Raw genomic sequence first — 12775 nt, 5'->3', positions numbered from 1 at the left:
AAGTGGGAAGAAATAAGGGGCTCATGTACAATATAATGAAGAATACCTGTCAAATGCAGTCCACTGGAAGTGAGGTTAGTTATGAGGCGAAGCTTACTGGCCGTATTGATCGCGGCTATGGTGTTTATTATTTATTATTTTGGCTTGTTTAATTACATCGGCAAAAATGAAGGAACTGTCATCAGTATTTTTTCCACCCTGACAGTGATCTCCATCAGTCTGATTATTTTTTCGGAGAATCGTAATCCCTCCACCACGATGTCCTGGATTTTGCTGCTGGCATTGCTGCCAGTCGTTGGACTTCCTCTTTATTTTTTGTTTGGGCAAAATGTATTCAAGCGTCGCAAGTATGATAAAAAGGCATTGCGTGACCAACAGGCGTACGACCGCATTGAAAAGGATGCTTTGCGAGTCAAACGGGATCTAACCTGCTTTACAGATGAGCAGCAGCAGTTGATGCGTTTGGCACGCAGACTGGCCCGCTCCCCGATTTATTTTGCGACAGAAACTCAAATTCTGAACAATGGAGATGAAACCTTCTCCACTTTGCTGGAAGAACTGCGCAAGGCGCAGCATCATATCCATATGGAATATTACATTTTCCGGTCGGATGATATCGGTACCAGCATTCAGAAAATTTTGATCGAAAAGGCCAAAGCGGGTATTAAGGTTCGGTTTATGTACGATGCGGTGGGCAGTATTCAGTTATCGAAGTCATTTTTGAAGGAAATGAGAGATGCAGGAGTAGAGGTTGTTGCGTACGGCGGCGCTCGGATCTTGTTCTTCTCCAGCCGGGTAAACTATCGTAATCACCGTAAAATTGTAGTCATCGACGGTAATATCGGATTAATCGGCGGCCTAAATGTGGGAGACGAGTACCTCAGTCGCAACAAAGCCTACGGCTTTTGGCGTGATACGCATATGATTGTGAAGGGCGAAGCTGTGCGGACGTTGCAGCTTATATTTTTACAGGATTGGCTTCACATGACGGGTGAGTCGGTGCTCGATAGCGAATATCTGTCTCCTGATATTGAACCAATTACGGACGGAGGCGTGCAGATTATTGCCAGTGGCCCGGATAATGAGCGGAGAGTGCTCAAAAATCTGTTTTTCTCCATGATTACGTCCGCCCGAAAATCAGTCTGGATTGCCACTCCTTATTTTATCCCGGATGAAGATATCCTGACTGCTTTACGGATGGCTGCTCTGTCCGGGTTGGACGTGCGTATTCTGTTTCCCGCAAAACCGGATAAATGGCTACCGTTTCTCGCGTCTCATTCGTACTTCCAGTCGTTGCTGGAGGTTGGAGTTAAGGTATATGAATATGAAAAAGGGTTCCTCCACTCCAAGCTCCTCATCATTGACGGGGAAGTTGCAACCATCGGGACAGCCAATATGGATATGCGTAGCTTTCATTTGAATTTTGAAGTTAACGCTCTGTTAATTCAAACGCACAGTGTGCAGCAGATGGTAACAGACTACGAACGAGATTTGCACTCTGCCAGTCTGATCGTACGCGAAGAATTCATGAAAAAACGTCTGTTCAAACGTTTGATGGAATCGCTCGCGCGGCTGCTTTCACCGCTGCTGTAACATAAACGAATTCGCTACAGCAGTATTCCGTAGTTAAAATGTAGTAAAGCCTAGAATATCCTGTAGACGATATATAATATCTTTCCAAAATGTTGAATGATCCTCGTAAGCTGCTAGATCCAAACTGTATTCAGCCCCCTGATTATTCCATAGCTTATCAAAATAGGCCGCAACCTGTCGGGTCAGCTTGCTGTCCGCCGGAGCGGCCACCCACAATTCATTCTCCAGATTCAAATCATCCAGATTACGAGGGGTCAGATTAGTAGAGCCACCCCAAATGATATGCTCTCCTTGCGCCTTGGCGATATAAATCAGTTTGGTATGGAACTGCTCATGAGTGGTATGATACCAGCGAATTTGAATGTTTCCGCCCGATTTATCGGACAACTCTTGGGCAACCGGACGATTGGGAATGCCGATTTTTTCCTGACCAAACGCGTTTTCATTGGGGTCCAGCAGCAGTTGGATATTTACACCGCGCGCAGAGGCAGCCAGCAGGCTATTCAATACTTTGCGGTCAGCCAAATAAAACATGCCCATATGAACGCTGTCACCTTTCTTCGTCTGCCCGATGCCATCCAGAACCGAGGTGTACACCTTGCCCTCAGTTAGATATTTGATCCGATAGCTGTCCTTACTCGATGGAGCTTTGGGTTCGGCCTGTGGTGTATAGGCAGGAAGCTGCCCACCGCCCGAGAAGTCCAACACCGCTTGCTCCGTTTGTAAAATGTCTCCGATGATAGGCCCCTTCACCTCCAGCGCTACATTGGAGTGATAAGCGCTCGCGTCATGCACGTTGCCTGTAGAAATGAGAGCTGTCTGTTCGTTGGCAACCAATTTTCGGTGATTGGCCTTGACGTTCAACAGCTTAAGATAGGAGCGGGCCGTAACATCAGGTCCGTCACTGGCCATCAGGTTGGGAATCCAGCCTGTGCCCTGCTGCCCGAACCATTGGAAAAAGGTACGCCACACCGCCGAATAGATGGGTGTGGAGTCCCGCAACGGGTCTACATCGGTCTGCACGACTTGAATCCCTGCTCGCTTCATATTCTCCAACAAAGGATTGGGGGCAGAATTGTAGTTGGTATTGACTTCATCTGTAATGAAAAAGATAGGCATATCAGGATGAGCTTTCTTTTTGGTAATAAGATGATCGGTCATTTGTGCGCTGACTTGGGGGAAGCGTTGACCTTTATGCTTGTAGTCATTGAACAGAAACAGGTCGATGACAATAAATTGTTGGGCTTCGTCAATGATCCCGAGCATACGATTCAAAATTTGTCCTTCATGCTGTGCAGTGCTTCCATCCCCGGTGGGATAGGTCAAATCCGTCCAGAAGTTTACCTCATGGGTTGAATATTCCTGACTTTCATAGGAGACGAACGGAGGCAATGGTTTATGGGTCTGATACAGCATGACGGTAATCAGCCAGAGAATAAGTACCAGAATAGCGATTTTAAAAGCCCGACCCTTTTTCTTGGTTCTTCTTCGATATTCCGGCACAGAATGCAGTGGATCACGTGTAGTCATATGACGATCAACTCCTCAATTGGATGCTGCATTCCATTTTATCGTTCCGGAACATGCAGTTTTATGATGCGATACTGTCAAGTTATTAACGCAAGTGTGCAGGATTGACGCGGATGCTGAATGGAATGAAATGGAGGATGTTTTACTATTCATTGAGGACATATGTCCTTTATAGACAGTCTGCCCTATACTTTAATATATAGAAAAGTCATTTACATGGGGAGAATAACGATTTATGAGAGGAATCTTGTTTGCTTTTCTGGGAGGAGCGTGTATTACGCTACAGGGGGTAGCGAATACTCGGATTAGTCAGGATATCGGTACATGGCCGGCGGCCACTGTTACTCAGCTAATAGGCTTTATTTTGGCAGCATTAGTCTGGATGTTTACAAGGGATGGCAATGTAGCCGAAATGAAACAGGTAAAGCCAATGTATCTTTGGGGCGGTGCCTTTGCAGCAATTATTATATTTAGTGAAGTCACGGCAATCCAACATATTGGGGTTACGTTCACGATCTCGGCGTTGTTGATTGCGCAGTTGTGTTTAACCTTCCTGGTAGATATTAAGGGATGGTTCGGTATAGTGAAGCAAAAGATGAAGCTGCCACAATTTATAGGTATTGGTATGATGATCGCGGGTGTAATTATTCTGAAGCTCTAAAATAGAATTTTAATTTGTAAAGAAAGCTTAGTATGTAGAAATTGAAGGTGAGCTTAGGAATGAGAGCAATTCAGGATCAAGAGCAGCTAAAATATTTTTTGCAGCTGCATGAGTTGGAATCCATACTCTACGAGCCACTACATCCTTATTTGTCGTTGCATCGTTTGGAGCAAGGGGAAAGGCTCTGTTCACAGGGGGACTCCATCGAACATCTATATATACTGGTGCAGGGCAAGGTCAAGATTTATACCAGTTCTACAGAAGGGAAGACCCTGATCCTTTGCTTCAAAACACCGATCGAGGTCATTGGAGATGTTGAATATATTCGGAGTAGTCACGTTATCAACACAGTAGAGGCAGTGTCTCCGATCTATGTGATCGGTATTCACCACCAATGGATGAATAAATACGGCAGAGACTATGCTCCTTTGCTGCAATTTCTATTGGACATTGTCACGCGAAAGTTTTGCCTGGACTCCGACTTTTCCAGTTTCAATCTCATGTATCCGGTGGAAGTCAGGCTGGCGAGCTACCTGCTATCGGTTTCTTTTGACGAATCGAATACGGCTTTTCATGAGGAATTACGTGCATCTAGTCTGGTAGATGTGGCGAATTTGATCGGAACCAGCTATAGACATCTCAACCGTGTCATTCGCAAAATGATTGAAGATGGATGGGTTGAACGGACAAAAGGCTACATTGTCATTCGGGACAGAAAAGGTTTGAGTGAACTGGCAGGACATAATATTTATGAATCATTGTAATAGGAGCATTTAGGATAAAGGCAGAAGAATATCAGGGATCATCAAGGGAGAGTTAAAATATGTTATTAGGAATTGTATTGGCGATTATCGCAGGTGCCTTGGTCAGTCTGCAAACGATATTCAATAATAAGGTGAATGAACGGACAGGATCGTGGGCCACAACAACATTGGTGCTGGGTACAGGGTTCTTGGCTTCCTTACTCGGGAGTCTTATTTTTGAAGGGAAAAATACATTTGCTTTACAGCATATGCAGCCGTGGTACTGGTTCAGTGGCATGATTGGTGTCGGTGTTGTGTTCTGTCTGGTGCAAGGAATGAAGCGACTTGGCCCGACCTATGCGATCTCCATTGTATTGACGGCACAATTAGGTACCGCCCTGCTGTGGGATTCGTTAGGATGGCTGGGATTAGAAAAGATTCCGTTTACCTTTAACAAGTTGATCGGAGTATTGGTCATTATCGGTGGTATTCTCGTATTCAAATTTGGACATGGGCGTACGAAGGAGCAAGCAGAAAGCATTTCATCTGTACCTGATTCGATGAAGGGATAGAGGAGATTGTAAATGGCCTTTATCTTGCTGGGATAGGGATCGTCCTTTCGAGTAGGCATTTTGCAGAAAAGCGGCAGCTCAATTAAGAGCGGCTTTTCTGTAGAGTTTCCGAAATAACTGGTTTATTGCGAATTTTGAACATGACCTATGGGTAAGAAAAAATGTTCACGATCGTGTATATATTTTTCCATCCATGATACAATGAAAGTATCTTAAAATAGCCACTTTAAGGGCTACGATATTTGATATAAGAGACGATACATAGATCGGTTACCGTGTTTGGGAACGGTCTTATTTGTGCTTCTTGAACTTGATACATTAAACAGAGTGACTTTGGATGAGGTGGAACATAGATGAGTAGTACAGAAAATGAAAAAGGAGCACCTGACGGTTTAAATAAATCCGGCTCTTTGTTGCCTGCCGCGAGGACAGGCGAACGGAAGATTGAGCACGTCCGCCTTTGTTTGCAAGAAGATGTGGCCGGACAAGGCATCACCAGCGGGCTGGAGCGATATGCCTTTAAGCACTGCGCTCTGCCAGAGGTACATTTTGACGAGGTTCGTCTGGATACTACTTTTTTAGGACAGGTTGTACGAACACCACTGCTTATTAGCTCCATGACAGGCGGCAGCGCCGAGACAGGAGCGATTAATGAGCGGTTAGCAGAGACAGCGGAGAGACGCGGCTGGGCATTGGGCGTCGGTTCGGTACGGGCTGCGGTGGAAAGGAAAGAATTAGCTTCAACCTTTGCGGTTCGCCGTCTGGCACCCAGTATCCCGATCCTTGCCAATCTGGGTGCGGTGCAACTGAACTACGGATTTGGCGTGGACGATTGTCGCCGTGCAGTGGAGATTGCTGGAGCAGATATGTTGGTGCTGCATTTGAACGGATTGCAGGAGATTTTTCAACCCGAAGGGAATTTGGATTTTAGCGGCCTGCTTCAGCGCATCGAGGAGTTGTGTCGTCAGCTTTCAGTGCCTGTAGGAGTGAAGGAAGTAGGCTGGGGCATAGATGGCGAGACTGCATCGAGACTGTATGATGCGGGTGCTGCCTTTATTGATGTCGCTGGCGCAGGTGGGACAAGCTGGAGCCAAGTGGAGAAATTTCGTAATCCTGATCCTGTGCGTCGTGCCGCGGCGGAGGCGTTTGCGGATTGGGGCAATTCGACCTCTGATTGTATCGTGGAAGTTAGAGCTGCTCAGCCACATGGTGCTCTGATCGGTAGCGGTGGACTGAGAGACGGTGTCGATGCAGCTAAGGCACTCGCTCTGGGGGCTGACATGGCAGGCTTCGGGCGTTCTTTGCTCGGTTCGGCGGTTGCCTCCAGCGAAGCACTGGAAGCACGCCTAGAGCAGGTGGAGCTGGAACTCCGAACGGTCATGTTTGGGATTGGGGTAGATGGAATAGAAGGGCTTAAAGATACGACTCGACTAAGAAAGAAGGTAAACGGATGAGCGGACTTATTACATTGGTTCCGATGAATGCGGAGCAATATGATCGATTTGAACAACGCTCGCTTGCCGACTATGCGGATGAGAAAATCCAAGCAGGTACATGGACGGTAGAAGAAGCACCAGAACGTGCGGCAGAAAGTTTTGCTCGATACCTGCCACAGAGACTAGACACACCTCATGCTCACCTGTATATGTTGATGTTTTCCGATGCCGGGGGGCAGAGTCAGGAGGAAGCTGGCTATATCTGGTTCAATATTACGGATGGCGCGCAAGGAAAAGAAGCTTTTCTACTGGATATTCTTGTCTACGATTCATATCAGGGAAGGGGCCTTGGCACGATGGCGATGGGGGCTCTGGAACAAGAGGCTCGCCGACTGGGAGCTGTTCGCATCGGTTTGCATGTATTTGGGCATAATGAGCGAGCTTTGCATGTATATCGCAAATCGGGCTATCGGGTTACGGATATTCAGATGAGCAAAGAAATCTAAATAGGGATGTAGCAAAATCCTGAATTTCATAACCGTAAGCTTGCCGCGTGTATAGGTTCTCATATATAATGTGGGTTGGTAAACTAACGGATGGCATAACGCATATTTTATATAAACGGGAGTTGTTCTGATTATGGCTTTAAAAGCGGGGATTGTGGGTCTGCCGAACGTGGGCAAATCAACACTGTTTAACGCAATAACGCAGGCGGGTGCGGAATCCGCAAACTATCCATTTTGTACGATTGACCCGAATGTGGGTGTCGTTGAAGTACCGGACGAGCGGCTGGATAAGCTGACTGAACTGGTTGTACCGAATAAAACGGTGCCAACGGCATTTGAATTTGTTGATATTGCAGGACTTGTGCGCGGTGCGAGCAAGGGCGAGGGTCTAGGTAACAAGTTTCTGGCTCATATTCGTGAAGTGGATGCGATTGTACATGTGGTACGTTGCTTTGAAGATGAGAACATTACCCATGTGGACGGCAAAATTGACCCGATCAGCGACATTCAGACCATTAATCTGGAACTGATTCTGGCGGATATCGAAAGCGTAGACAAGCGTATTGAACGTTCCCGCAAAAACATGAAGGGTGGCAACAAGCAGTACACCCAAGAGGTTGAAGTGCTGGAGCGGATCAAGGAATCGCTGTATGCTGATAAACCGGCGCGTAGCTTAGAATTGTCGGATGAAGAACGGTTGATTGTACGCGATCTTCATTTGCTTACGATGAAGCCTGTATTGTACGCAGCTAATGTCAGCGAAGATGGCGTAACGGAAGCTGACAGCAATCCATATGTGCAAAAGGTACGCGATTTTGCCATAGATGAAAATGCAGAAGTGGTGCCGATCAGCGCCAAGGTAGAATCTGAAATTGCTGAGCTGGAAGGCGAAGACAAGGCGATGTTCCTTGAGGAGCTGGGATTAGCTGAATCCGGATTGAACCGTCTGATTAAAGCAGCTTATCGCTTGCTGGGCCTGTATACGTATTTCACAGCAGGTGTGCAGGAAGTACGTGCATGGACTATTCACAAAGGAACGAAAGCACCGGGTGCTGCGGGCGTAATTCATACGGATTTTGAACGCGGATTTATTCGTGCCGAGGTTGTATCCTACAACGATTTGGTCGCTGCTGGTTCGATGAACGGGGCTAAGGAACGTGGTCAGCTTCGTCTGGAAGGTAAGGAATATGTGGTGCAGGACGGAGACGTTATGCATTTCCGTTTTAATGTTTAATAAATAATTTCCAGAGCACAATGCTCGATTCGGATATATAAAAGACGATAACTCAATGTATGTGTGTTCTGAAATGTGCTAGATTACGTGGTCGCTGCCTATATTAGGGCGGCGACTTTTTTATTGTATTGCATGTTGTGTGGATTTTTGCAAAATCCTAAATTAGTCAGTATTTCTTGTAGCTAATTCATGAATTAGTTGGTATAATAAAGAGCTGTAGCCAGTGAAATTGAAGCTGGTTTCATATTAATTTAACTGAAGAGGTGAATCGCTTGTTGGACCGATTGCAATCATTGGCGGACCGCTACGATAAACTGAGCGAACTGCTCTGCGATCCGGATGTAGCGAACGATAGCAAAAAACTTAGAGATTATTCCAAAGAACAGTCTGATTTACAGCCTGCTTATGAAGCATATACCGAATATAAAAATGTCGTTGAAGAGCTGGAAGCTGCAAAAACCATGCAGGGTGAAAAGCTGGACGACGAGATGCGTGAAATGGTCAAAATGGAGATTGATGAACTAAGTGTTCGCAAGCGGGAGCTGGATGAAAAAATCCGTATTTTGCTGCTGCCGAAGGACCCGAATGATGATAAGAACGTTATTATTGAGATTCGTGGTGCAGCGGGTGGTGACGAAGCGGCACTGTTCGCAGCTGACTTGTATCGGATGTATACTCGTTATGCCGATACCCAAGGCTGGCGTGTAGAGCTGATGGACGCGAACATGAATGATCTCGGGGGCTTTAAAGAGGTTATTTTCATGATTAACGGCCGTGGTGCATACAGCAAAATGAAATTCGAAAGCGGCGCACACCGCGTACAGCGGATTCCTACGACGGAATCAGGTGGACGTATTCATACGTCGACATCTACAGTATCCGTTATGCCTGAGGCAGAAGAAGTGGATATTGAAATTTCCGACAAGGATATTCGCGTGGATACGTTCTGTTCCAGCGGTGCAGGCGGGCAGTCCGTTAATACGACCAAGTCGGCGGTGCGTGTGACACATATGCCAACAGGTATTATGGCAACCTGTCAGGACGGCAAATCCCAGAACTCCAATAAGGAGAAGGCGCTGCAAGTTTTGCGTGCCCGTATTTCGGATATGTTGCGTCAGGAAGAGGAAGCCAAATATGCAGGCGAGCGTAAGAGCAAAGTAGGTACTGGAGACCGCAGTGAGCGTATCCGGACCTACAACTTCCCGCAAAGCCGTGTAACGGATCATCGTATTGGCCTAACTATGCATAAGCTGGACCAGGTGATGAACGGGGAGATCGAAGAAATCGTATCAGCGCTCACGATTGCAGAGCAGGCTGATTTGATGGAACAAGAGGTTTAAGTTTTGGGGAACGAACGCGATTGTGTGTATCGGATGTCGCCGGAACGGAACATGAGTGTCAGAGAAGCCTTAGTTGAGGCTTCTTCTTTTTTAGGAAGCTGTGGCGTTCTGGAGCCGCAGCACAATGCCCGTTTGCTGCTGGAGCATGTGCTCGGGTTGGAAGGCACGGCGTTTTACGCTGCTCTGGGTGATTCGTTCCCTTCCTCCGTCAGGGAGGAGTGGGAACAGATTATAGCCCGCAAAGCTGCGGGTGAACCAGCGCAGTATATTATCGGACGGCAGGAATTTTATGGCCGCCCGTTCGCGGTTTCGCCGTCGGTGCTGATTCCGCGCCCCGAGACAGAACTGCTCGTCGAGGCGATACTCCAGCACGGCGATCGGCTGTGGCCAAGCGGCGCTCCGCAGGCGCTCGACATCGGCGCGGGCAGCGGTGCGATTGCCGTGACGCTGGCGGCTGAGCGACCGAGCTGGCGCGTGGCGGCAGGGGATATTTCGGCTGCTGCGTTAAAAGTAGCGGCTCATAATGCTGCTGCGAACGGCACAGCCGTAGAATTCCGCGAGGGCGATCTGCTGGCACCGTTCGCGGGAACGGCAGTGGACATTCTCGTGTCCAACCCGCCGTACATCCCGGCTGCTGACATCGCTGGCTTACAGCCAGAGGTACGCGACCATGAGCCGCGGATGGCGTTGGATGGTGGTCCTGACGGGCTCGGCCCGTATCGGGCAATGCTGGAGCAGCTCGGACTCCTTCAGGCTCCGCCCCGGCTAATCGGGTTTGAGCTGGGGATGGGACAGGCCAGAGACGTGGCTGGCCTGTTGGAACAGGCAGGTCATTGGAAGAATATTATTATCGTTCCTGACCTTGCAGGGATCGAACGACATGTCCTAGGCGTCTCGGAGTAGTGCTGCATTTTCTTTTTGCGAGTCTTTCCTTTAGAATAAGAGGAGTATGACCGAGAAACGGCTCAGGGGGAAATCATGCTTCAGAAATTGAAAAAAATTGACGGTCCGGTTATCTTTATTCTGGTTTTGCTCATGGCGATTAGTATCATAACGGTATACAGCGCAGGTAGGGGCCCTACGAACTTGGCAGAGCACGGCAATGACTACCAGAAGATGATCGGGTATTATATATTGGGTTTTGTGGCGATCTTGGGTTTAGCGATGGTCGATTTTCGGATATTCATTAAAAAAGCCTTGTACGTATATGGAGGCGGAATATTCTTGTTGGGTCTCGGATTTTTTGGCGGGACGGTTAACAACTCTCAGGGCTTTTTGAAAATTGGGGGCTTGAATCTTCAGCCTGCTGAGGTATTCAAGCTGGTCCTTATCATTTTTCTAACCTATATGCTGATCAAAAAGCGCAAGAGCAAGCTGTATTTTATTCAGGATGTTCTTCCAGTCGCTCTGGTGAGCTTTGTCCCGTTTGCCATGGTTATGGCACAAAATGACTTGGGTAATGCGCTCGGTTACATTGTCATCGTCATCGGTATGCTATGGATTGGTAATGTGAAGGCATCCCATGCGTTGATCGGATTTATAGTATTTGCAGTCGCTGTTGGCGGCGGGATTAAAGCTTATATTTCGTTTCACGATGAGATTGACTCCTTTATGAAGGGGATTGGCCGTAGTCACTGGGTTGAGCGTTTGGACCCTTGGTTGGTACCGGAAGAGGCAACCGCGAAGGCGTCTTATCATACCAAAAATGCCAAGCTGGCGATAGCCTCTGGCGGGATGATGGGCAAGGGCTTTTTGCAAGGAACCTCGGTACAGTCCGGGCGTGTTCCTTATACGTACGCGGATTCTATTTTTGTGGTCGTAGCGGAGGAATTTGGGTTTGTAGGCTCTTCAGTGCTGCTATTGCTATATTTTATCTTGATTCACCGAATGATCTTGATTTCGCTGGAATGCCGGGATCGCGCCGGACCGTATATTATTGTCGGGATTGTGTCTATGTTGCTGTATCAGATTTTTGAGAATATTGGTGCGTTTCTGGGCATTATGCCGCTTACGGGGATTACGCTCCCGTTCATAAGTTATGGTGGTACCTCGTTGCTTATTAACATGGCTAGTATCGGCTTGGTTATGAGTATTAAGGTGCACGGTCAAGAGCTGGAGGATGATCTGCCACAGCCTTCCAGACTAAGCTTGACGAAGGCAAAAAAAGCCTAGTATAGGTGGAATGTGGCTAGATAATGATTGGTATTTGTGTGAGTTGAAACGGTGCAACGAGAGAGTCCAGATTGTGAAATCTGGGCTTTTTCATATTCCTCGGTGAGGGTCAGAAGCTTGGTGTAGCATGGTTTAAGGGTATATTGAAGAAAATCTGTAAAGTGGTCCTGAATCTTTTACAAGAATTATAGGTTTAGACTCTCCCAAACCGGACAGACTGATAGACATGATAGAGTTTGGGTTTGGGGGGACGAAAATGAGAAGTTGGGTAAAGCAAGCCGCAATGATACTATTTTGTATTTCGTTATTAATGATGTCTTGGGAAGGTCAAAAGACGGATGCTGCTATGACCACTGGAACAAGAGGAACCTTAGCATCAGGAGTGGCAACAGCAGGGCTGGAAGTGATTCCACATGACTCCATTCGACTGCGTATTTTGGCCAATTCGGATCGCCCGGAGGATCAGTTGGTTAAACGCGAAATACGGGACGCTATTGTGCAGCAGATGAATGCCTGGGTGGGTGAGCTGGAAAACCCGCAAAGCTTAGACCAAGCGAGATCATTGATTGGTACTCATTTACCTGAAATTGACCGTTTGGTAGGTACGGAACTGGCTCGTCGCGGCATTGCGTATGATCATCAGGTGGAACTGGCGAGCGTACCTTTCCCAACGAAAATGTACGGTGGTCTTGTCTACCCGGCAGGGAATTATGAAGCACTTCGGGTTACGCTGGGGCAAGGAAAAGGTCAAAATTGGTGGTGCGTGCTGTTTCCTCCGCTATGTTTTATTGATGCAGGCAGTGGGGAAGCAACGGCACAAACTGTATCAGCAAAAACGAATCACGGAGATAGTCGGACGAATGCTACTGACAAGGAGCCGGAAGTACGTTTTTTTCTGTGGGATGCACTTGCGGGACTGTGTAACTGGGTGAGTGGTTTGTTTGCCTAAACGTTGAGGAGTGTAAGTTTCCCCATATGCTATAATGGA

12 protein-coding genes are annotated in these 12775 nt (G+C 47.4%); 11 read left to right on the top strand and 1 reads right to left on the bottom strand.

The window, feature by feature from the left end:
- Nucleotides 1-81: 81 nt before the first annotated feature.
- Nucleotides 82-1593 carry a cardiolipin synthase gene (gene cls, locus KAI37_RS23880; RefSeq protein WP_220030343.1) on the top strand — a complete coding sequence of 504 codons (1512 nt, stop codon included), beginning with the start codon at nucleotides 82-84 and terminating at the stop codon, nucleotides 1591-1593.
- A gap of 33 nt (nucleotides 1594-1626) precedes the next feature.
- Here the strand turns inward: cls and KAI37_RS23875 are convergent, their stop codons facing one another.
- The gene (locus KAI37_RS23875; protein ID WP_220030342.1) at nucleotides 1627-3123 is read right to left on the bottom strand and encodes a phospholipase D family protein; all 1497 of its coding nucleotides are present in this window, start codon (nucleotides 3121-3123) and stop codon (nucleotides 1627-1629) included.
- 235 nt (nucleotides 3124-3358) lie between these two features.
- Here KAI37_RS23875 and KAI37_RS23870 point away from each other — a divergent pair, with 235 nt between their 5' ends.
- The 10 genes from KAI37_RS23870 to spoIIR all read left to right on the top strand — a co-directional run bounded on the left by KAI37_RS23870 (nucleotide 3359) and on the right by spoIIR (nucleotide 12736).
- On the top strand, nucleotides 3359-3784 hold the full coding sequence (locus tag KAI37_RS23870) for a DMT family transporter (RefSeq protein WP_023990729.1): 426 nt from the start codon (nucleotides 3359-3361) through the stop codon (nucleotides 3782-3784).
- Nucleotides 3785-3843: 59 nt separating this feature from the next.
- Entirely contained in the window at nucleotides 3844-4548 is a 705-nt protein-coding gene (locus tag KAI37_RS23865; protein ID WP_220030341.1) for a Crp/Fnr family transcriptional regulator, read from the top strand.
- Nucleotides 4549-4607: 59 nt separating this feature from the next.
- Nucleotides 4608-5099 (top strand): DMT family transporter, encoded by a 492-nt coding sequence (locus KAI37_RS23860; protein WP_023990727.1) that lies wholly within the window; start codon nucleotides 4608-4610, stop codon nucleotides 5097-5099.
- Between the two features lie 353 nt (nucleotides 5100-5452).
- Nucleotides 5453-6553, top strand: coding sequence for a type 2 isopentenyl-diphosphate Delta-isomerase (fni, locus tag KAI37_RS23855; protein ID WP_220030340.1), 1101 nt, complete (start codon nucleotides 5453-5455; stop codon nucleotides 6551-6553).
- Nucleotides 6550-7041, top strand: a complete 492-nt coding sequence (locus KAI37_RS23850) for a GNAT family N-acetyltransferase (RefSeq protein WP_071643370.1) — start codon at nucleotides 6550-6552, stop codon at nucleotides 7039-7041. Before fni ends, KAI37_RS23850 begins: the two co-directional genes overlap by 4 nt.
- A 133-nt stretch (nucleotides 7042-7174) precedes the next feature.
- Nucleotides 7175-8275 carry a redox-regulated ATPase YchF gene (gene ychF / locus KAI37_RS23845; protein ID WP_023990724.1) on the top strand — a complete coding sequence of 367 codons (1101 nt, stop codon included), beginning with the start codon at nucleotides 7175-7177 and terminating at the stop codon, nucleotides 8273-8275.
- Nucleotides 8276-8547: 272 nt separating this feature from the next.
- Entirely contained in the window at nucleotides 8548-9615 is a 1068-nt protein-coding gene (gene prfA, locus KAI37_RS23840) for a peptide chain release factor 1 (RefSeq protein ID WP_023990723.1), read from the top strand.
- 3 nt (nucleotides 9616-9618) lie between these two features.
- Nucleotides 9619-10518: a peptide chain release factor N(5)-glutamine methyltransferase gene (prmC, locus tag KAI37_RS23835; RefSeq protein ID WP_071643368.1), complete on the top strand. Its 900-nt coding sequence runs from the start codon at nucleotides 9619-9621 to the stop codon at nucleotides 10516-10518.
- 75 nt (nucleotides 10519-10593) lie between these two features.
- The gene (locus KAI37_RS23830) at nucleotides 10594-11787 is read left to right on the top strand and encodes an FtsW/RodA/SpoVE family cell cycle protein (protein ID WP_025721851.1); all 1194 of its coding nucleotides are present in this window, start codon (nucleotides 10594-10596) and stop codon (nucleotides 11785-11787) included.
- Nucleotides 11788-12043: 256 nt separating this feature from the next.
- Nucleotides 12044-12736, top strand: a complete 693-nt coding sequence (gene spoIIR, locus KAI37_RS23825; protein WP_220030339.1) for a stage II sporulation protein R — start codon at nucleotides 12044-12046, stop codon at nucleotides 12734-12736.
- Nucleotides 12737-12775 lie beyond the last annotated feature (39 nt).

The sequence above is a fragment of the Paenibacillus sp. S25 genome, from assembly GCF_019454085.1.
GTDB lineage: Bacteria > Bacillota > Bacilli > Paenibacillales > Paenibacillaceae > Paenibacillus > Paenibacillus polymyxa_B.
This window is presented reverse-complemented; position numbering and strand designations above follow the sequence as displayed.